General features: G+C 39.7%; 14 protein-coding genes. 1 reads left to right on the top strand and 13 read right to left on the bottom strand.

The features are described 5' to 3' along the window. Positions 1–301: 301 nt before the first annotated feature. From dnaE to rsmG, 4 genes are all read right to left on the bottom strand, one after another. Positions 302–4,975, bottom strand: coding sequence for a DNA polymerase III subunit alpha (dnaE, locus tag L0951_RS11270; protein ID WP_234111368.1), 4,674 nt, complete (start codon positions 4,973–4,975; stop codon positions 302–304). A gap of 153 nt (positions 4,976–5,128) precedes the next feature. Beyond that, positions 5,129–7,861: a PD-(D/E)XK nuclease family protein gene (locus tag L0951_RS11275; protein WP_234111369.1), complete on the bottom strand. Its 2,733-nt coding sequence runs from the start codon at positions 7,859–7,861 to the stop codon at positions 5,129–5,131. Between the two features lie 99 nt (positions 7,862–7,960). Further along, positions 7,961–8,377: a hypothetical protein gene (locus tag L0951_RS11280; protein WP_234111370.1), complete on the bottom strand. Its 417-nt coding sequence runs from the start codon at positions 8,375–8,377 to the stop codon at positions 7,961–7,963. Between the two features lie 50 nt (positions 8,378–8,427). Further along, entirely contained in the window at positions 8,428–9,063 is a 636-nt protein-coding gene (gene rsmG, locus L0951_RS11285) for a 16S rRNA (guanine(527)-N(7))-methyltransferase RsmG (RefSeq protein ID WP_234111371.1), read from the bottom strand. A gap of 98 nt (positions 9,064–9,161) precedes the next feature. On the opposite strand from rsmG, the gene L0951_RS11290 reads away from it, so the two are divergent. Continuing rightward, positions 9,162–10,361, top strand: coding sequence for a pyridoxal phosphate-dependent aminotransferase (locus L0951_RS11290; RefSeq protein ID WP_234111372.1), 1,200 nt, complete (start codon positions 9,162–9,164; stop codon positions 10,359–10,361). Between the two features lie 35 nt (positions 10,362–10,396). On the opposite strand, the gene L0951_RS11295 is transcribed toward L0951_RS11290, so the two are convergent. From L0951_RS11295 to L0951_RS11335, 9 genes are all read right to left on the bottom strand, one after another. Continuing rightward, positions 10,397–12,997 carry a DNA gyrase/topoisomerase IV subunit A gene (locus L0951_RS11295; RefSeq protein ID WP_234111373.1) on the bottom strand — a complete coding sequence of 867 codons (2,601 nt, stop codon included), beginning with the start codon at positions 12,995–12,997 and terminating at the stop codon, positions 10,397–10,399. Next, positions 12,997–13,479 carry a hypothetical protein gene (locus L0951_RS11300; protein ID WP_234111374.1) on the bottom strand — a complete coding sequence of 161 codons (483 nt, stop codon included), beginning with the start codon at positions 13,477–13,479 and terminating at the stop codon, positions 12,997–12,999. Before L0951_RS11300 ends, L0951_RS11295 begins: the two co-directional genes overlap by 1 nt. 14 nt (positions 13,480–13,493) lie before the next feature. Further along, a complete protein-coding gene (locus L0951_RS11305; RefSeq protein WP_234111375.1) occupies positions 13,494–15,371 on the bottom strand; it encodes a DNA topoisomerase IV subunit B in 1,878 nt (625 codons plus the stop codon). Between the two features lie 159 nt (positions 15,372–15,530). After that, a complete protein-coding gene (locus L0951_RS11310) occupies positions 15,531–16,694 on the bottom strand; it encodes a M20 aminoacylase family protein (RefSeq protein WP_234111376.1) in 1,164 nt (387 codons plus the stop codon). A gap of 102 nt (positions 16,695–16,796) precedes the next feature. Further along, positions 16,797–18,257, bottom strand: a complete 1,461-nt coding sequence (locus L0951_RS11315; RefSeq protein ID WP_234111377.1) for an MFS transporter — start codon at positions 18,255–18,257, stop codon at positions 16,797–16,799. A gap of 243 nt (positions 18,258–18,500) precedes the next feature. Continuing rightward, positions 18,501–19,157 (bottom strand): hypothetical protein, encoded by a 657-nt coding sequence (locus L0951_RS11320; protein ID WP_234111378.1) that lies wholly within the window; start codon positions 19,155–19,157, stop codon positions 18,501–18,503. 581 nt (positions 19,158–19,738) lie between these two features. Continuing rightward, positions 19,739–19,897, bottom strand: coding sequence for a hypothetical protein (locus tag L0951_RS11325; protein WP_234111379.1), 159 nt, complete (start codon positions 19,895–19,897; stop codon positions 19,739–19,741). 275 nt (positions 19,898–20,172) lie between these two features. Continuing rightward, positions 20,173–20,619 carry an NADPH-dependent FMN reductase gene (locus L0951_RS11330; protein ID WP_234111380.1) on the bottom strand — a complete coding sequence of 149 codons (447 nt, stop codon included), beginning with the start codon at positions 20,617–20,619 and terminating at the stop codon, positions 20,173–20,175. Positions 20,620–20,719: 100 nt separating this feature from the next. Further along, positions 20,720–21,475 (bottom strand): SDR family NAD(P)-dependent oxidoreductase, encoded by a 756-nt coding sequence (locus L0951_RS11335; protein WP_234111381.1) that lies wholly within the window; start codon positions 21,473–21,475, stop codon positions 20,720–20,722. Positions 21,476–21,632 lie beyond the last annotated feature (157 nt).

A 21,632-nucleotide genomic window follows, 5' to 3' on the forward strand; every position in this document is an offset into this window, starting at 1 on the left:
TTTTGTTCCTTGCTAATCTTTGAGAATGGACTGTATAATTTCTATGGAGGGATTTATGAAATATTTCCGAGAAAATAGGGACAATGTTGAGGGAAGATGTAATTCTGATAATAAATGTAGTTTTAATTACGATTGATAGTTTTTTAAAATGTCCTATAATTTATATTATGTTAAATACATGCAATCGCAGCAACACAAACTAGAAATTTCCTACTTCTATCAATTTTCATACCGAAGCACTCTCCCAGGAGATTTGTCGCCTGCTGAATGGTAAATACTTTAGAATTAATTTAGAGACCTCCTAATTCAAATAAATCTGGAATTTGCTTTCTACATTGAAGATTTGCAGTAAATCGCCGTTGATGTGGATATTGCTTTGGAGAGAACGCAACTCAATATGACTGTTGTCTTCAGGGTTTTTTACATAAAACTGTAATTTTTGCTCACCCTTGCTTTCATTGATCATATTTTTGAAGAAAGTAATGTCATCTTTCCGCAGATCCTGTATATTGACAACCACTGACAGGCTTTTTGCAAATTTGTCAAAAGCTTCTTTTAAATCAATAACATCTGCAACATTCACGAAAACCCGTCCGTCTTTTGATTGGGAAAACTTGATCTTGAAGATGACGAAACGCTGCACATCAATTTTATCGCGCAACCTCATATAATCACGGTCTCCAAGCCGAAATCCGTAACTTCCACTGTAGTCTTCCAAGGTGATAAATGCGACTTTTTCACCGCTGTTTTTGCCATCTCGCACAGTATATTCCGTTACCATTCCTGCAACCATATATTCCGGTGCATTATTTCTGATGGCCTGTTTTTCTTTCCATGACAATTTTTCATCGGAAAACAAATCCGGTTGTTTACCAAAAACCGTTTCTTTGAAAGATTCCACTTCATTTAGATTCAGGAAATTGAAGCTTCCTCTAGCTTCCACAACTTTTGTAGGCTCTTCAATGATGGCGTCTTCTTCATCGGAAATATCTATTGGAACATCTATCAAATCCTCGTCTAGGTCGCTTTGTTCAGAGGCATCAACCGCCAAAATCACTTTTTCCAACTCTTCCAGATTATCCTTCTTGCCTTCCAAAATTTCTTTTTTTGCCAATGCGCCCTGAATGAATTGGTACTGGAATTTGTATTCATCAAGCGGATGTGCCGAAAGATAGAAACCGATAATTTCCTTTTCCTTATTGAGTTTGTTCAGATTCTGCCATTCTGGAGCGGGATTGATTTTTGGTTGCTCAATCTGTACTTCATTCGCAAAATCTGCAAACAGCGAGTTTTCAATCTCGTTTTTGCCTTCCTGAAAGCTTTGGCCATACTTCAAAAGCCTTTCTATATTGGTTCTGCCCGAATTATCGATATCGAAATACTGCGCACGGTGGTATTTGTCCACTTCGTCGAATGCGCCCGCAAAAACCAAACTTTCCGCTACTCTTTTATTGATTTGCGTGCTGGGAACTCTTTCAAAGAAATCATAAATATTTTTGAACCGCTCATGCTTTCTAGCTTGCACGATCGCTTCACTTGGACCTTCTCCAATTCCTTTGATGGCACCCAAACCAAAACGGATTTGTCCTTTTTCGTTGACCGCAAATTCATATTGCGATTCATTCACATCCGGACCCAAAACATCTACTCCCATATTCTGGCAATCCTCCATGAATAGCGTGATCTGCGAGGTATTGTTGATGTTATTACTCATCACACTTGCCATATATTCCGCTGGATAATTTGCCTTGAGATAAGCGGTTTGATAAGCAATCAGCGCATAGCAGGTGGAGTGCGATTTGTTGAACGCATATTCTGCAAAGGCTTCCCAGTCTTTCCAGATTTTGTTGAGTTTTTCTTCATCCAGATTATTGCTTTTTCCGCCTTCGATAAATTTCGGATACATTTTGTCCAGAACCGCTTTTTGCTTTTTACCCATAGCCTTTCTTAAGGTATCCGCCTCACCTTTGGTAAAGTTGGCGAGTTTTTGCGACAGCAGCATAACCTGTTCCTGATAAACCGTAATTCCATAGGTTTCCTGCAGGTATTCTTTGGTTTCTTCTAAATCGTAAACAACCTCCTCCAAACCATGTTTTCGGTTGATGAAATTTGGAATATATTTGATTGGTCCTGGTCTGTATAGTGCGTTCATGGCAATTAAATCGGAGAAATCAGTCGGTTTGAGTTCCCGCATGTATTTCTGCATTCCGGGACTTTCATACTGGAATATTCCTATGGTTCTCCCCTCTTTGAACAGCTGAAAAGTCTTGGCATCGGTGAGTGGAATTTTGTCGATGTCAATCTCTACGCCATGTTTTTGCTTAATGAGGCGAACAGCGTGTTTAATGATGGTTAAAGTCCTTAAACCCAAGAAATCCATTTTTAAAAGTCCTGCACTTTCCGCCACGGAATTGTCGAACTGGGAAACCAAAATATCTGCATCTTTCGCAGCAATCGTTATGGGAACGAGATTCGAAATATCTTCCGGAGTGATGATGACTCCACATGCATGAATTCCGGTATTTCTGATGCAACCTTCCATTTTTTGGGCCGCAGAAAGCACTTTAAAACGTTCGTCTTCTGGATTTGGATGTTCCAGAATATCTTTCATTTCCTGAACCAACATTTTGTCTTCCGGACTTAATTTTTCAAATTTTGATAAAGCTTTCGCGATGTTCATTCCCGGTGTTGACGGGATTAATTTTGCGATATTATTGGTTTCTGGAATGGAAACATCCAAAACCCTTCCTGCATCTTTGATCGCAGATTTTCCACCCAGCACGGAGTAGGTTATAATTTGGGCCACATTGGTTTTTCCGTATTTATCGACCACCCATTTGATGATCTTGTCCCGGCCTTCGTCATCAAAATCGATGTCGATATCGGGCATGGAAATCCTTTCCGGATTCAGGAATCTCTCAAAAAGGAGGTCATATTCAATGGGATCCACGTTGGTAATTCCAATACAGTAAGCAACTGCAGAACCTGCTGCAGAACCACGACCTGGACCCACCCAGACTCCCATTTCTCTCGCCTGTTTGCAAAAATCCTGCACGATGAGAAAATAACCTGGGTAGCCGGTATTTGCGATTACATCTAATTCAAAATCTAATCTTTCCTTAATGGTGTCGCTCAGTTCGCCATATCTTTTTTTTGCACCTTCGTAAGTCAAATCCCTTAAATAGGCATTTTCTCCCCTTTTCCCGTGGTCGATTTTATCCTCCTCAGAACGGAATTTTTCTGGAATATCAAATTCTGGAAGCAGAACGTCCCTTTTCAAACGGTAAGGTTCAAATTTCGCCAAAAACTCTGTATAGGCTTCAAAAGCATCCGGAAAGGCCCGGAATGTCTGCTTTAATTCTGCCTCATCCTTCATGTAAAATTCAGTGGTTGGAAGTCCTCTCCTCTTACCAAAACCTTTTCCAATTGGGGATGAAAGTTTCTCACCATCTTTGATGCAACACAAAATATCCTGAATATGGGCATCCTCTTTTTCGGTGTAGAAGGTTTCATTTTGGGCAAGAATTTTCACTTGGTATTTGTCTGCCAATTCCAGTAAAACCTCGTTCAAATGGTCTTCTTCTTCTACTTCATGGTTCTGAATCTGAACATAGAAATCATCCCCAAAAGTCTCCTTCCACCATTTGAAAACCTCCTCCCCTTTTTGTTCGCCATATTCTAAAATGGTGTCTGGAACATCGCCATTAATTCCTGCTGTCAACGCAATGAGGTCTTCCTTATATTCGGCGATCATCGCTTTTGAAATTCTGGGAACACCAAAATAGAAACCGTTTACATAACCTAAACTCGATAGTTTGGTGAGATTTTTATAGCCATTGAAATTTTTGGCCAGCAGCACCACATTGGTTCTTCGGTCCGGATCGTCCTTGGTAAACTGTTTTTGTTCAGGTCGGTCGGAAATATAGAATTCTGAACCCACAATGGGCACGAAATCATATTTTTGACCCAAAAATTTAGCCTTATTTTTTTGAAACTGCTTTTCTTCCTCCTCATCACGGGGTTTGTCTTTTTCGGTATCGTAGGTTACATTGAACTTTTTGCACTCAGAATTCCAGTTTTCAATTTCTGCAATGAACTTAAAGGCGCCCATCATATTTCCTAAATCCACAATTCCAATGGCCGGAAAATTATTCTTTTTGGCTTTTTCCAAAAGATCTGAAATATCCGTGGAAGCCTGCAATGAGGAATAAATACTGTGATTGTGGAAATTGAAATAATCACCCAAATCCACTTCATCGGTATCGCCGAAATCGACTGTCTTTTTCTTTTTCGAGGCTGCAACCTGTCTTCGAATAATGATAGGAAATGGCTTGAACGGATTCGGATGAGATTTAATGAAATGCTGTAATTGGTCCTCCGAAATTTTCAGGTGTGAGGCGGGAAAAAGCCCGATTCTCATCATTTCGAAGAAAATCTGTGCGGTGGCGTTCACATCTGCAGCGGCATTGTGCGCTTCATCAAACTCTTCATCGAACAATATTTTGAAAAGTTCCTGGAGTTTCGGGGATTTGAATTTTCCACTTTTTCCACCCGGAAGCCTGCAAAATTCCGTTCCCTGCAACATGGTGTCTGCGGAAGGAATTTCTGACAGGGAATTTTCCAAGTTTTTCCTATAAAATTCGGCTCCCACGATTTTGTAGTCGAAATCAATATTGTGTCCGGCAACAATTTCCGCTTTCTTCAACACTTGTTGAAATTCTTCCAAAACCTCCTTTAAATCACGCCCTTCCTCATTGGCCAGTTTGGTGGAAATTCCATGAATTCGAGATGCTTTAAAGGGAATGTCAAAACCTTCCGGCTTGATGATATAATCCTGATTTTCAAGCAGATTTCCGTCTTTGTCATGAAGTTGCCAAGCAATCTGCACCATTCTGGGCCAATTCTCGGAATCGGTCAGTGGAGCATTGAAATTTTTAGGTAAACCGGTGGTTTCGGTGTCGAATATTAAATACATAAATTATGATGCAAGAACCCAATAAATGAACCAATTTAAAGCTCATCATTTGTGCTAATAATTGGTAAAAGTAGCGGAAAAAAGACTGAAAAAAAAATCGGGTTTTCCACATTTTGATTTGAAAATTCAGTTCAAAATGAGAAAGGCAAATGCTTAAGCATTCCACGTTTGTTTTTCAGTCTCCACAAAATTTTCATCAGGATTAAGAATTTTCAAAATCACATTTTTTACCGATTCCATCGGAGTTTCAAGGTTTGATTTGGTGATTTCGGTTTCCCCGAAAATCGCCAGATTTTGTACGCCTTTATTCACTTCTGCAAAACTCCAGATTCCGCATTGTACCGCATGATCCACTGTTTCTTTCTTATTTAATACCGAGTAAGCATAAATGGAAAGCTGCATCGCCTGTTTGTAATCGTCGCGCAGGAAAAGCTGATGCAACTTCTCTTTCTCTTCTTCATTTTTTGCGGCTTTGATGGAAAGGTTTTTGGTTTTTGCGGTTTTAAAATCGATGATCCGTATATTTCCGTTTAAGCGGTCGATTCGGTCAATGAATCCGTAAAAATTTACTTCATCGGTCTTTTCCTCATTAAGGTAAAACTGAATTTGATCAAAATTTCCTTCCACATCGATAATTTCCAGGGAATTTCCCGATTCTATAAGTTTTTTGTCAAAGTCCAAAATGCTTCGCACCACTCTTTCTGCAATGGATTTGTGGATATAGTTCATTCCCCTTTCATAAAACTCAGGTTGATGTTTCAGTTCCAAAATCGCTTTATCCATAGCATTATTAATCGCTTCATTTGAAAGTTGTAAATCATTAACAGTCAGTTTTTTACCTATCAGTTCTTTATAGATAAACTGCAAAGTAAAATGCACCAAACTTCCATAATTTCTCTGTGAAAGTTCTTCTTCGATTTCGACACTTTCTTTGGTTTTCAAAATTTTGGTCAAATAGAAATCAATCGGATTATAGATGAAGGAATTAAGATGTGAAGCAGAAACTCTGGATTTCCATTCCTGCAATTTTTCAAGTACTGCAGGTGTTTTTTCAATGGTCATCGGTTCTTGGTTGATCGGTTCGGAACTGTTTTCGATCACCACTTTTTTAAGCTCATGGAAATGATCCTCAATTTCCAACTGCGTGATGAAACGGCTTTGTTCACCAATGTTTACACCGGAACTCAATGCGTTAAAAAGCAGATATACTTTTTTGGAATCCTGAATTAAACGGTAAAAATGATAGGCATAAATGCTGTCGTTTTCCAGGAAAGTATGCAGCCCAAAATGTTGCCGCACATCAAACGGAATATAGGTATTCTGGGAGTTACCGAGCGGAAGTTTTCCCTCATTGACCGACAACAAAATGATATTTTCAAAATTCAAAAGCCGCGATTCCAATAGTCCCATCACCTGCAAACCACGAAGCGGTTCGCCTTGAAAATCAATAGTTTCCGAATTGACCAATTGATTGATCAAAACCTCCAAAGTTTCCATCTTTATGGCGAAAGAATAGGGAGTGATCTGGTTTTTGATGATCTTGAAACTTTTTTCAAAATGGGCGATATTTTCATATAAAATATCGTATATTTCACTGAATTTTAAGATGTTGCAAAAAGAAATCAACTCATTCAAAAACGAATTCGAAGACTCTGCTTTTACCAGAAGATTAAAATAGGAAACCCTGGAAAGCAGCTCGCCAAAGAGTTTCTTTGAAATATATACGATATTTCTTTCCTCAATGACCGCTTTGAAATTGGCAATTATTTCAGCATCGCTTTCATTATTTGGGATCTCCTCTAAAATCGAGAGAACATCTTTGTAATAATAAGAGGAATCCTTTTTCTCTAACTGTTTCTGAAGGTAGAACAGGTTTTTCATCGCATTGCTGAAACTTAAGTTCTTCAGCGGAAAACCCATGGTAATGTTCAACTGTGGAACGGTGCTCAATGCGTCTAAGCTTGCAGGCAAAAGGTTTTCATCTAAAAGAATTACTGCAGTTTTGGATAAATCCTGGTCGGAAAACTGGCTTAAGATTTTAGGTAAGACTTTGGTTTGGGTGATATTTCCCGAAACTTCGTAGATTTTGATTTCCTTCGGTTGCAAGAAATCGTTTTCAATCCAGTGGAAATCCCTGCTGTAATTGAATTCCTTCCAAGTTTTGAGTGCTCTCAGGAATTTCCCGGCTTCTTGTCTTTCGTCATTGACATAATATTCATCTGCCTGGAAAAAACATTGCGCTTTGTCTTGCTGAAGCAGGTTTCGGACTAGTTTTTCTTCTACAGGAGTTAAGGCGTTGAATCCACAAAAAACAAATTTCCGATGGGTTTCAGCGGCGAAATTTGAAATCTTATGTTTTGCCGATTCGTGGATCATTCCCGAAGTGGCGATATTTTCTGACTGTAATCCGGACTTTAGCAAAGGCAAAAACAATTTCATTTTCTGCCAAAAATTGAGGAATTTTTTTCTTGCGGAATCTTCGGAATCACCAAGATTTTCAGACCAGTTTTTGATTCTTTCCTCATCAAACATGTATTCCAAAACAGCATTGTCGTTTTCCGAAAATTTCAGCATATCGTCCCAATCTTTGGCGATGGTGGGAAACCATTTCAAGAAGCCGGCAAAATCTTCGGAGGGCTGTATTCCGCGATAGATATCGAAGGCGAACAACCACAATCCGATTCCCTGCAGAAGCTGTTTTCCAGAGATTTCCTGAATGAGATCTTCAATAGTGAAAAAGTTTGGCAAAAATCCCTGATATTGTTTTTCTTTCAAAATTTCTTTGATGAATACAATCGGTCGCTTTCCGGGAAGAACGAAATCGAAAGTGGACAAGTCCTTGTTTTCGGACAGGAGTTCGGTAATAATCTTGCTGAGGAATTTCATAGCTATTTAAAAACTGAAAAATACGGATTTTAAGGCAAAAAAAACATTAGGAACCAAAATTTCCTAATGTCTTTAATGGTAATTTCGTGCTAAACTGAACTAGTAAACCTTAATGTTTTTCTGGATCCAAACGTTTTGTCCGCCAGAATCTTTTCCGTTCCAGAATTTAAACGTGTAGTTGCCTACTTTTTGCGGTTGAAATCTAATTTCCTGATAACGAGTTACTTGTTCACCACATGATGCATCCGTCTTAAATTTGTAGGAAGTCACATTTCGGGTAAACTCATCCACGTGGATGTAGTCATAACCGTAAAAACCTTCACATTTTGACTGTAGATTGGAATAAGTCCAAATTTTCATGATCGAAGTAACCTCCATGGAATCTTTGGGAATATTCACGCTGTCGATTTTTACCGGATCGATACTTTTTACTTCGTCTCCCATTCGGTCATCTTTGCAGCTGGTCAGAGAAAGTGCTGCGAGAAGTGGAATAGCAAATAAAGTTGTCTTTTTCATTGATTCAAATTTTTATTTAAACGTAAAAAAATAATCAGTTATTGTAAGGTTTACGAATTGAAATTACCTTTAGATAAATATACTACTTTTTTGGTTTCAAAAAAAGCTCCTTCAAAAATATTTTTAAGGTTGAAGATCTCTACTTTTAATCCCGCCAATTCCTCCGCCAAATCGCCACCTTTCAAATATAGAACTCCATTGTGTTTTGGGTTGAACTGCTCTTTTTCGAATTTGCCCTTTAACCACCGAAGGAAAACCGGCATTTGAGTGACGGCTCTGCTCACCACGAAATGAAATTTCTCCTTCAGACTTTCAGCCCTTCCATGAACTGCGACGACATTCTTTAAGCCCAATTCTTCAGCAACCGCTTTTACCACAGTTATTTTTTTGCCAATTGAATCAACCAGCGTGAACTGGACTTCCGGAAAAAGAATCGCCAGAGGAATTCCCGGAAAACCGCCCCCAGTTCCTATATCCAAAACTTTTGTTCCGGGTGCGAATTCCATTACCTTTGCTATTCCGAGCGAATGTAGCACGTGCTTTTCATAGAGTGAATCCATGTCTTTTCTGGAAATGACGTTGATTTTTTCATTCCATTCCGAATACAATTTTCCCAATTTCTGAAACTGGTTTTTCTGTTCTTCGGAAAGGTCCGGGAAATATTTTTTTACGAGTTGATCAGGCATTTCTATGGATTTCTGGCAAAATTAAATAAATGAAACTATATTTTATGGTTTTGAAAACTTAAAAAAAGAATTTACCTTTGGAAACATTTAAAAATCTTATGGAAAAATATTCGCAACGGTTGCAAAGGATGAGTTTTTCACAAACCTTCGTGATGAGCAACAAGGTGAGAGAAATGAAAGCAAAAGGAATCGATGTGATCAGTTTGACATTGGGGGAACCCGATTTCGACGTGCCGGAAAACATTAAAAAGGCCGCTTTTGACGCCATTGATAATAATTTCAGTCATTACTCCCCTGTCCCGGGATTTTTGGATTTGAGGGAAGCAGTGTGCGAAAAACTGAAGCGCGACAACAACCTGGATTATCTCCCAAAACAAATCTGTGTTTCAAACGGTGCCAAACAATCCATTCTGAACGTTTTGGCTTCGATCATTGATGACGGCGACGAAGTGATTCTTCCGGCTCCGTACTGGGTGAGTTATGATGAAATGGTAAAAATGATGGGCGGAACCTCCGTTTTTGTGGAAACCTCTATCGAAAACGATTTTAAGATGACGGCGGAACAACTTGAAAAAGCAATCACGCCAAAAACAAAGGCACTCCTCTATTCTTCACCGTGCAATCCTTCGGGAAGTTTCTACACTTATGAGGAACTTGAAAAAATAGCGAATGTAATTGCGAAATATCCGCAGATCACAATCATTTCCGATGAAATTTATGAACGGATCAATTATGACGGAAAACATACTTCAATTGCGGAATTTCCGCAGGTTTATGAGCAAACCGCAGTAATCAACGGAATGTCTAAAGCTTATGCCATGACCGGTTGGAGAATCGGTTATTCAGCGTGTCCAAACTGGTTGGCTCAAGCCTGCGAAAAAATCCAGGGACAGATGACTTCCGGACCGAACACGGTGGCTCAAAAAGCGTCTGTAAAGGCTTTGAAAACCGATCCTTCGGAATATGATTATATGATTAAGGAATTCGGGAAACGCCGGGAAATCGTTTACGAATTGCTGAAGGAGGTTCCCCATTTTAAGATTAATTATCCGAAAGCGGCATTTTACTTTTTCCCTGATATTTCCTATTATTGCGGCAAAACGTTGAATGGGACCTACATCAAAGATGCCGATGATTTTGCGATGTTCCTTTTGGATGAAGCGCATGTGGGAACAGTGGGCGGAGTTTCATTTGGAAATCCACATTGTATCCGTTTTTCTTATGCCACTTCAGAGGAAAATCTGCGCGAAGCAATGAGAAGACTGAAGGAGTGTCTGGAAAATGTGCAGATTGGGTAATTAAAGCATTGTTAGCGCTTGAAGCGCTAACAAAGTTATTCCTCATCAAACAAGCTTCCAATTGTGCCTTCTTCCGGGAAATCCTCGTTGTTCAAGTCGTGGTTTCCAGTTGCAAGATGACCTTCGGTGGATTCCGCCTCATTGAAAACTGAATTGATTTCCGGTTCCGGAATGGTGATGTTGATTGCTTTTACCTTTTCTTTAATGAATTGGTTGCCAATCGCCTTAATTCCTTTTATTCCAATGAATTCGTCAATATTGATGATTTCTGGTTCCTTCTCTTTTCCTTTGTCTTTGGCGAAAACGATTTCAGCAGTGGAATTATTTGCCACGATCACATTTTCGATGAACGATTTGGAGTGTTCAGACGGCATGAAGTTTTGAATATTGGTGGTGTTTTCCAATAAAAACCGCTTGATGAAATAGATTCCTTTTTCGCCATCGAAATAGATGCAGGTAATCGGCTGTTCCGGATTCCATTTTTGCAAAATCAGATATTCATCGTCAAATCGGTTGCTCAAATCGAAGGTGACTAATTTGGCTTCACCTTGCGAATTGATGGTCAGTATTTTATCGTCGCCCTTAAATGTTCCCAGTAAAGTTCCCCGGGAATCGGCATTCAACCTTCGAACTGTATCATCAAACCAGATTTTCCTTGGTGCCAAAGTAGAAAGTCCCTCTTCTTTCAAATCTACTTTTTTCACGGCATATTTGGTCACCAGATTTCCTTTGGAATCTCTGCCCTTGATTGCCAATTCACTGAAATCGATATCGATTTTGTTCTTTCGGATTCTGGCGTTCGGTTTAAGGAGTACTGTCACCAATTCCGCTTCGCCATTTGGATTTGCTGAGAAATACAGCATTTCAGACCCTTTTTTGTCTGAAGCTAATTTATAGTCCGTGTTTCTGGTGACGCCGGTTACCGAAAAACGCTTCATGTAGCAAGGTCCGTCTCTTCCTTCGCGGTAAATCATGTTGTAAACAGTGCGTTTGTCATTTTTCTTCCACACAGCCACATGTTCTATATTTTTTCCGATAAAGGTTTTGGCTTCAACTTTCACCACTTTCATGGTTCCATCTTTTTGAAAGGTGATGATGTCGTCAATATCTGAGCAGTCAAAAAGAAACTCATCTTTTTTCAGTGAAGTTCCAATGAATCCTTCTTCCCGGTTTACATAGAATTTTTCGTTGGCTACCGCTACTTTGGTGGCATCGATGGTGTCGAAAATTCTCAATTCGGTTTTTCGCTCTTTTCCTTTTCCGTATTTCTTTAAAATATTGGTGTAGTAATCAATGGCGTAAGCAATTAAATTGGCGAGATGATGTTTCACCTGCTCTATTTTTCCTTCCAAAGCCAAAATGTTTTCCTTGAATTTGTCCAGATCAAAACGGGAAATTCGCTTAATTCGGATTTCGGTTAATCGGGTAATGTCTTCTTCTGTAACCGCCCTCAGCAAATGTTTGGTGTGCGGTTTCAATCCATTTTCGATGGTTTTGATGACTTCTTCCCAGGATTTCACTTCTTCAATATCGTGATAAATTCTGTTCTCGATGAAGATTCTTTCCAGTGAAGAAAAATGCCAGTTTTCCTGGAGTTCGTGGAGTTCGATTTCCAGTTCCTTTTTAAGCAAAGAAACGGTGTGATCGGTATTTCGCCTTAAAATCTCCGAAACGGAAAGGAATTCCGGTTTATCGCCCACAATGACACAGGCATTGGGTGAGATCGGGATTTCACAATCGGTAAACGCATACAGTGCATCAATCGTCTTATCCGGTGACACGTCATTATTCAGCAGGATGTTGATTTCGACCTGGTCAGAAGTGTTGTCCTCGATTTTTTTGATTTTGATTTTCCCCTTTTCATTAGCTTTAATGATGGAATCGATCAAATCGCCAGTATTTTTTCCGAAAGGAAGCTCATTTATGCAAAGGGTGTGCTTGTCCTTTTGGATGATTCGGGCTCTAGCACGGATTTTTCCTCCTCGCTCTCCGTCGTTGTAATTGGAGACATCCAACATTCCGCCGGTTTGAAAATCCGGGAACAGTTCAAACTTCTTTCCCTTTAGATAAGAAATCGAAGCATTGACCAACTCGATGAAATTGTGGGGCATGATTTTGGTCGAAAGTCCGACTCCGATTCCTTCCACTCCCTGTGCTAAAAGCAATGGAAACTTTACGGGAAGGTCTATTGGCTCGTTGTTTCTCCCGTCATAAGACTTTACCCATGCCGTTGTTTTTGGGTTGAAAACCACTTCCAAAGCGAAAGGAGTAAGTCTTGCCTCGATATATCGGGCTGCAGCGGCTGAATCCCCGGTGTATATATTTCCCCAGTTTCCCTGCGTGTCGATCAAAAGTTCCTTTTGCCCAATCTGCACCATGGCGTCGGTAATGGAAGCATCTCCGTGCGGATGGTACTTCATGGTATTCCCCACAATGTTTGCCACTTTGTTGTATCGGCCATCTTCCAGTTCGCGCATGGAATGCATAATTCTGCGCTGTACGGGTTTGAAACCGTCAAAAATGGAGGGAATCGCACGATCCAAAATTACGTATGATGCGTAGTCTAAAAACCAGTCCCTGTATAGACCGGAAACTTTTTTCAGTGATTCTCCTTGCGGATTTTCTTGTTCTTCCATCAACTATTTTTCTCTCTTTCTTTATTGGTTTTAATGACTTTACTTAATGAAATTTTCAAATCCGTCAATTCTTTTCGGGACAGATAAGAAACATCATATTTGAGTATGATTAAGTTGTTTTTTTTGCTTGAAATGGTAATGTATAATCGTTTAAATAACAAAGCATTAACAAATTCAAATTTTAAAAGTTTATATTTCGGAAACTCGTCGCGAAGCGGCTTGTTCAAAAAGTTTAATATATTTCTATTTCTGAAATTCAAAGCTTCACCATCACTATCATATTCAAAAATCTGCCTTCCGCGGATCAGAAGCACCAAAACAAATAAAACAGGAACTGAGATCAGCAATATGCTTTCCCATCCAAAAAGGTGAATTTGGTAATGTTTAAAAACAAAGAAAGCGATCCCCAAATACAAAATCAGCAGCACGACCGAATTCAATACATATAAAAAACCTGCCTTTTTATTGTTGTTTAACCTCATTTCTCGGTCTTTTTTTAAGCTTCCTCTGATGCCTTTTTTTTGTCGATATCTGGATCTTCAACGACCAGGTTTTCTAAAATAAAAGTTTGTCTGTCTGGCGTGTTTTTACCCATGTAGAACTCCAAGAGCTGATCAATGGTCTGATCTTTACCTAAAACGACGGGTTCCAGCCGGATATCTTTTCCGATAAAGACTTTGAACTCGCCCGGATCAATTTCTCCCAAACCTTTGAACCGGGTAATTTCCGGATTTTTCCCAAGTTCTTCAAGTGCGAGTACCCTTTCCGCTTCATTGTAGCAATATCTGGTTTCTTTCTTATTTCTCACCCTAAATAAAGGTGTTTGCAGAATGTACAGATGTCCGTTTCTGATCAAATCGGGAAAAAACTGCAGGAAAAAAGTAATCATCAAAAGCCGGATGTGCATTCCGTCCACATCTGCGTCAGTAGCGATGATGACGTGGTTATAACGCAAATCTTCCAATGAATCTTCAATATTTAAAGCTGCCTGAAGCAGGTTGAATTCGTCATTTTCATAAACAACCCTTTTCGTCAACCCATAACAATTCAGTGGTTTCCCTTTCAGAGAAAATACGGCCTGCGTTTCTACATCGCGGGTCTTGGTGATGGAACCTGAGGCGGAATCCCCTTCCGTAATGAAAATCATGGTTTCCGCTTTTCTGTCGGCTTTTTGGTCGTTGTAATGTTGTCTGCAATCACGCAGTTTTTTGTTGTGCAGCGATACTTTCTTTGCCTTTTCTCGGGCCAATTTCTGAATTCCTGAGAGCTCTTTTCTTTCCCGTTCAGAAATGATGATTTTTTTAAGGATGGCTTCCGCAATTTCGGGATTTTTATGGAGAAAATTATCGAGTTTATTCTTCAGGAAATTGGTAATGAAACTTCTTACGGTTTCTTTACCAGGTTCCATTTCATTGGAACCCAGTTTTGTTTTGGTCTGTGATTCGAAAACGGGTTCTATCACCTTCACTGCGATTGCGGCAATGATAGATTTCCGAATATCTGCCGCCTCAAAATTTTTATTGAAGAATTCCCGGATTGTTTTCACATAAGCTTCACGAAAGGCATTCAGGTGGGTTCCTCCTTGTGTAGTGTATTGTCCGTTAACGAAAGAAAAATACGTTTCAGACTGCGATTTGTCTGAATGTGTGATGGCAACCTCAATGTCTTCATCAGTCAGGTGAACGATTGGATAAAGGATCTCGCCTTCAAGCTCCTCTTCCAGCAAATCTTTTAACCCATTTTCGGAAAAATAGGTTTCGCCATTAAAAACTATTTTCAATCCCGGATTGAGATAGCAATAGTTTTTAAGCATTTTTTCAATGTATTCCTTTCTGAACTTGAAATGGGTGAAAATTGTGGAATCCGGGACAAAGGTGATCTCGGTTCCGTTTCGGTCCGTGGAATCCACTTCTTCGTAATCTTCGGTAATGATTCCTTTGGAGAATTCTGCCATTTTCATTTTTCCGTCTCTCACAGATTTTACCTTGAAATAATCTGAAAGTGCATTCACAGCTTTGGTTCCCACTCCATTCAGACCGACCGATTTCTTGAACGCCTTCGAATCGTATTTTCCTCCGGTGTTCATTTTTGACACCGCGTCCACGACTTTTCCCAGCGGAATTCCCCGCCCGAAATCACGGATGGTTGCTTTGCCTTCATCGATTTTGATTTCGATTTTTTTTCCTGCTTTCATCACGAATTCATCGATGGAATTGTCAATGATTTCTTTGAGCAAGATATAGATGCCATCGTCAGCAGATGATCCATCCCCAAGTTTTCCGATATACATTCCTGGGCGAAGACGGATGTGCTCCTGCCAGTCAAGGGTTCTGATGTTATCGTCAGTATAGTTTACAGTATTGTTTTCGCTCATATTAGGATGTTCCGCTGAATAGGCGGATCTCTGTTTTCTTTCAGTAACCCACAAAAATAGCGAAAGGAAAATTATATTTAAAATATTGTGGAAAAGTTTTACAAACTTTAAAAAGAAAAGCCGCACTTTCGCACGGCTCCGTTCTGCTTCTGGATTTCGTTACTGCAGATAATTTTCTACCAGTGCCACCCAATATGTTGCTCCCACCGGCAAGAGTTCCTGATTGAAAACGTATTTCGGGTGATGTACCATGAAAGTGTCGCCATTACCTACCATGCAGTAATTTCCCTTCTTTTTTTCCAGCATAAAGGCAAAATCCTCGCTTCCCATATACGGATGTGCATCAGTGAAAACGTGATCTGCACCAAAAGTTTCTTTGGCTACATTTGCAGCCCAATGTGTTTCTTCGTCTGTGTTTACCAGGACCGTTCCCGGAATTCCTTCGCGGATTTGCACCTCGCAATTAAAGGATTCTGCCTGTGCTTTAGTGATCTTACGCACTTTATCGAGGACCATTTTTCGGTCATCGGGGTCCATATTTCTAATGCTTAACCGAAGAATCGCTTTTTGCGGAACAGCATTTCCGGCAATTCCGGATTGGAAAGAGCCCACATTGACCACTGAATTATGCCACGGCGAGAGATTTCTGGAAACTATAGTCTGCAGCGCCATTACCAGTGAGGATCCACAAACAATGGGGTCGATTCCCAGTTCGGGCATTGATCCGTGTGAACCCTTTCCGGTGATTTCAATTTCCCAATTATCAACTGCAGCCATAAATTTTCCTGTGTTGAAATAGAATTTTCCTAATTCAAGTCCTGGCATATTGTGCATACCGAAAACGGAATCCACCGGAAATCTTTCAAAAAGTCCGTCTGCAATCATTGCAGGTGCTCCTTCCATGGTTTCTTCGCCAGGTTGGAAAAATAGACGAACGGTTCCATTGAATTTTTTGGTTTCAGCCAAATATTTTGCAGCACCTAAAAGCATGGTAGTATGGGCATCATGACCACAAAGGTGTGCTTTTCCTTCTGCTTTGCTTTTGTATGGCAGATCGTTGTCTTCCACAATAGGGAGCGCGTCAAAATCTGCCCTTAAGCCGATCGATTTGTCACTGTCTCCAACTGTCATTGAAGCTACAATTCCGGTTTTTCCCACACCTTCCACAATTTCCCATGTACCGATTTCCCGTAGGCGTTGCACAATGAATTTTGCGGTTTCTGTTTCACTCATGGCCAGTTCCGGCATCTGGTGCATGTGTTCCATCCAGGATTTTAGGATATTATTTTCCGATGTGATTTTTTCTAAAACTTCTGTACTCATTTTATTTACATTTTTTTTAGGGTTTGATTTTTAAAAGATGCAAAGTCAAAGAAATATTGATCTCTTATTTCTTTGAAATGGCAGTTTTTTGTATAATATGATTTATTCTGCTTTTTTGCCTTTTGGTACTGTTTTCATAATGGAAATAATGGCTAAAACAACCATTGCAAGGTTGAGCCCCAATGCAATCATTGCGGCCTGCCTTATTACCACATTATCCTGCCGACCCACATAATCTACCATTCCGTTTAACCAGTCGATAGGACTTCCAATTCCGCTTACAGCGGTGAAAATACTTGCTGAAACTGCAACTCCAAGCGCAGCACCCAAAGATGAAGCCATTTTGTAGATACCGGCTCCTGATCCAGACTGGTCTGCAGGTAAATTAGATAATGCCGCATCCGTGGAAGGGGTTGCATAAAATGCCAATCCTAAACCAAAAAGGGTGTAAGCCACCACTGCCAGAATTTCATAGGTACCAATCATCGTATTGGTGAACATCAACAGAATAATGGATAGACCTACAATAAGTGAACCCCAAATCATGGGTTTTCGAGCGCCAAATTTCTGCAACAGTTTCTCACCCACTCTAATGAAAGCTACAATGGCAATGGCATAACCCAAAGTCAGCAGTCCCGCAGCTTGTGAAGTTAAGTTACCGCCTAGCTGCACCAATCCAAGGGAAACGATCAAAATACCTGCTGTGGCATTCAGCAAAAAGTTGGAAATAGTGCAACCGGTAAAAATCGGGTTTTTGAAGAGTTTGAAATCTACAAAAGCATTGACGTTTTTTGATTCCAGCCTATAAAAAATGTAGCCAAATATTACAAATACTGCTAAAAGTCCTAATGTAGTAACGCTCGTCCAGCCAAATGTGCTTCCCTTCGTCAAAAACAACATTAAACCAATAATGGAAAACATAAATGAAATTACGCCGACCAAATCAAATTTATAATCTGATTTTACTTCGCCTTTGCTTTCAGGAGTGCCTTTCACCATCAAAAATCCGATGATAGAAACGACTACAGTTGCCCAGAAAATATATCGCCAACCAAAATTTGATGCGACCAGACCGCCGAAAAGTGCACAGAAACCTGAACCTCCCCATGAACCTATAGACCATAAACTGATGGCTCTCTGCCTTCCTGCTCCTTCCCAATAGGCCTTTACCAATGCTAAAGAAGCGGGCATTAATGATGCTCCGGAAAGCCCCTGAAAAATCCTACCCGTCATCAAAACTGGAGTAGCCAAGGTACCAGACGGCGTTAAGGCTACCAACGCAGAACCTATAATACTGAAAACGAAACCGATAAGCACCATTTTCACGCGGCCCACTCTATCGGCAAGCCCACCAAGAACAACGATAAAAATGCCGGAAAAAAGTGATGTAATTGAAACAGCAATATTCATCATATTCTGTTCCATTCCTAAATCTTTCGCCATTCCCACATTGATATTCAAAGTGGTTTGCGCGAATAACCAAAATGCCAAGACCCCTAAAATGATTCCATACAGAAGGCGGTCATTGCCTTTGTAAACTTGTGTTGCTACTGTTGTTTGCATATTGTAATTAATTATATTTTTTTATTATTGAGTTGTTTTACCGTAATTTTTTTGGTATTGATTTGTGAAATTTGGCAGTAACCCATGCGAAAACACAGACTAAAGTTAGAGTCAGATTTCCTGTGGGAGCAATATTCATCATCGAATTGGCAAATAACCAGAAAGTAAGCACTACGAGGATTAATCCAGTCAGGATCCTTTTGTTGCCCGGGGTCGAAAGTCTATTTTCCATGATGTTTTTTTTTATTTCAAGGGAAGGATCACAGTACAGCCTGCAATAAAGTGCTGTGTTTTTGCGCTTGGGTTATGTGCCACCTTCACAAAAATTGGGAAGGGCAAACTATCACTGATTGCGAAATTATATTGTGCCTTAGCTTCCAGATTAATAATTCCAGCTTCTTGGGCATAAAGTCCTTTCCAAGGTGTTCCGCCCACATATCCGTCAAACTGCCACTTATTGACCTTGAAACCCGAGGAAATTTCCGCATAGCTAGAAAAATTACGTTTTCCGTTTTCATTAGGATCTTTACCCAAAACTATGGATGCCCATTTCAGCTGAATCGGCACACCTTTAAAACGGTAAACCATATAATAATCGACAAAATGTTTAGAGGTAATAATGTCGAAATCCAAAGGTTTTGAGTTCCAAAAATTGGTTCCCGGTGAGAACATATCCTGCAGCGCCACAGAAAACTCGGGTGTAACTTTGTAGATCACAAACGGCATCACCGTTTTGTAAATATTGTCAAGAGAGGCACCTGCAAATATTCCGAAGGTCCAGCGGTTTTTCATCATGGTGATTTGCGTTTCGAAAGAAGGTGCTTTCCCAAAAAGTCCACCTCTTCCGATTCCTCGCCAATAATGCTGTGTAACGTAAGTGACGCTTAAACTGATTTTCATCGGGTTAGCAATTATCGGGGCAAGGTTTTTCAGCGTGTCCTGTTGGGAAAAAGTAAAAATACCCGACAATAGCAATATTAAAGTTAATACTTTTTTCATCATGAAATTTGCATTATTAAAAATAATTAATTTTCTAAAAACTTTTAGTAAAATTTTCAGCAGACATTTGTTCTTATATCATAAAATTGAGTTATTAAAATAGCTGGGCGCTAAACTGAACTCTCGTTATTTTTTGAGACGGATTCCTGTGCATTGACATTATTCAAATAAATAATAAAATCAGCAGAAAAGGACAAAATTTCATTTTTTTGGAGGTCTCTCTTTCGAAAGCCTGGTGCAAATTTATGATCGTAATCATATTTTCGCTGAATATTTTGTTATGAGATATCTCATTAAGTGTCTAAATATGAGAAACATCATGATTTTAAAATAAAGAAATACGCTTCTAAAATCCTGAAAATTTTAATGGTTTTTCTCTATTTTTCGCCTTAAAATAAAGACCACAAGGATTAATCTATAGTGACAAAAAACCGACTCCCAAAAAGAGCCGGTTTTCAAACTAAACTATTAAAAAACTAAACTTAATCCCAAGTATTTTTTGTGGATGCCGCATATTTTCCACCACCTGTGAAAAACAAAGCCACGGCAGCGAAGAAGAACAATGCCTGAACTTCCAATGACCAGGCACCAACTTCCGTCAGAGTGCCTATTTTGTCCATTGCAGCGGTAATGACTACCACAACATCAATATTCCTATTGCCACACGCAAAATCATTAAACCGAAGTCGCTATTTTTCTTCACCCCTGAATATTTTCAGCAAAATTAGGTTTAAAATGAATTCCAGAAGTTGATCTACATCAAGAAAAAATCTGCAAAGGAAATGTGCAGATTCTTTTAAGTTATTTGAAAAGACAATTAAAATTGATGCACCCAGTTTTCATAAGAATCGATGAATTTCTTAAGTATCTTCTCGGTTTCTGCCACGAAAGTCTTGCCATCCTCTTGGAAGATTTCCTACACATTTCCGATATAGGCTTCAGGTTGCTGCATCAAAGGAACGTTCACGAAAACAAACGCTTGCCGGATGTGGTGATTTGCCGCCAATCCGCCCAATGAACTCATTGAAGAAGTAACCACAGCGCCCGGTTTTCCATCCCACACATTTTTTCCGTAGGGTCTTGAGCCAACATCAATCGCATTTTTCAAAACTCCGGGTATGGTTCTGTTGTATTCCGGTGAAACGATTAAAATACCATCTTTGGATTTAATTTTTTCGCGGAAATCGACCCATTCCTTCGGCGGATTTTCGTCCAGATCCTGGTTATAAAGTTGCAGATTTCCGATTTCTATAATTTCCATTTCAAGACGATCAGAAGCCAACCGGATCAACTCTTTAGTAATTTTTCGGTTAAATGAATCCTTTCTTAAACTTCCAATGATTACCCCTATTTTTTTTGCCATTTTATTATTTTTTAATTTAATACTCAATTATGAATTTTCGTAAATATTTCTTTAACCTCGGTCGATCGTGATGATCTGCCCTGAATAATATCCGTTTAGATTATACTGCCAAATATCCGCCATCAACGGGATAATATGAGCCGGTAACAAAGGAGGCATCGTCGGACGCTAGAAAAAGGATCAGATTGGCGACTTCCCGTGCTTCACCAAGTCTGCCGAAAGCATGTTTGGTTTCCAAATAATTTAGGGCTTCTTTGCCCATCGCCTCTTCGTTGACCAATCCAGTATAAATAAACCCGGGACCCACCGCATTCACACGGACTTTTTCAGGAGCATATTCCCATGCTGCGGATTTGGTGAGTCCCACCACACCGTGTTTTGCGGCAACATATCCGGCGGAATTCGCGAAACCGACCTGCCCCAGAATGGATGCAATATTGATGATGCTTCCGCTGCCATTTTTCACCATTTCAGGTATTTGGTATTTCACCCCATAAAAAACTCCAGAAAGATTGATGTCAATTACTTTTTTCCAACCTTCCACTGACATATCGCCCACTTTATTGACTTCACCACCTATCCCTGCGTTATTTACGGCAATATCCAATTTCCCGAAAGTTTTCACGGTTTCTTTTACAAGATTTTTGTGGTCTTCCGGGCTGGATGAATCAGCTCTTATGAAAAGTGCTTCGCCACCACTGTTTTTGATTTCATCCACCACAGCGTTTCCATGGGCTTCATTAATGTCACTCACCACTACTTTTGCGCCTTCTTTGGCGAACAATAATGCGGTTTCTTTTCCGATTCCGGAGCCAGCTCCCGTGATAATCGCCACTTTGTTTTCTAACTTTTTCATATGATTTATTTTTATAAGGTATTCATTGAGAAATCTAGCCCAATAAGCTATAAAGAACTTTATGTAAAGTTAAGGACTTAAATTCTGACACCATTTGATGTATGTTAATTTAACGCACTTTTATCATTTAATTAAGAAAAAATTGACACAAAAAAAG

Origin of the sequence: Chryseobacterium sp. R2A-55 (assembly GCF_021401085.1) — a bacterium.
Taxonomy (GTDB): domain Bacteria; phylum Bacteroidota; class Bacteroidia; order Flavobacteriales; family Weeksellaceae; genus Kaistella.

What these genes read in the sequence shown, in the direction of transcription:
- dnaE (WP_234111368.1), bottom strand. Translation starts at nt 4,975, where the DNA reads ATGTATTTAATATTCGACACCGAAACCACCGGTTTACCTAAAAATTTC.
- L0951_RS11275 (WP_234111369.1), bottom strand. Translation starts at nt 7,861, where the DNA reads ATGAAATTCCTCAGCAAGATTATTACCGAACTCCTGTCCGAAAACAAG.
- L0951_RS11280 (WP_234111370.1), bottom strand. Translation starts at nt 8,377, where the DNA reads ATGAAAAAGACAACTTTATTTGCTATTCCACTTCTCGCAGCACTTTCT.
- rsmG (WP_234111371.1), bottom strand. Translation starts at nt 9,063, where the DNA reads ATGCCTGATCAACTCGTAAAAAAATATTTCCCGGACCTTTCCGAAGAA.
- L0951_RS11290 (WP_234111372.1), top strand. Translation starts at nt 9,162, where the DNA reads ATGGAAAAATATTCGCAACGGTTGCAAAGGATGAGTTTTTCACAAACC.
- L0951_RS11295 (WP_234111373.1), bottom strand. Translation starts at nt 12,997, where the DNA reads ATGGAAGAACAAGAAAATCCGCAAGGAGAATCACTGAAAAAAGTTTCC.
- L0951_RS11300 (WP_234111374.1), bottom strand. Translation starts at nt 13,479, where the DNA reads ATGAGGTTAAACAACAATAAAAAGGCAGGTTTTTTATATGTATTGAAT.
- L0951_RS11305 (WP_234111375.1), bottom strand. Translation starts at nt 15,371, where the DNA reads ATGAGCGAAAACAATACTGTAAACTATACTGACGATAACATCAGAACC.
- L0951_RS11310 (WP_234111376.1), bottom strand. Translation starts at nt 16,694, where the DNA reads ATGAGTACAGAAGTTTTAGAAAAAATCACATCGGAAAATAATATCCTA.
- L0951_RS11315 (WP_234111377.1), bottom strand. Translation starts at nt 18,257, where the DNA reads ATGCAAACAACAGTAGCAACACAAGTTTACAAAGGCAATGACCGCCTT.
- L0951_RS11320 (WP_234111378.1), bottom strand. Translation starts at nt 19,157, where the DNA reads ATGAAAATCAGTTTAAGCGTCACTTACGTTACACAGCATTATTGGCGA.
- L0951_RS11330 (WP_234111380.1), bottom strand. Translation starts at nt 20,619, where the DNA reads ATGGCAAAAAAAATAGGGGTAATCATTGGAAGTTTAAGAAAGGATTCA.
- L0951_RS11335 (WP_234111381.1), bottom strand. Translation starts at nt 21,475, where the DNA reads ATGAAAAAGTTAGAAAACAAAGTGGCGATTATCACGGGAGCTGGCTCC.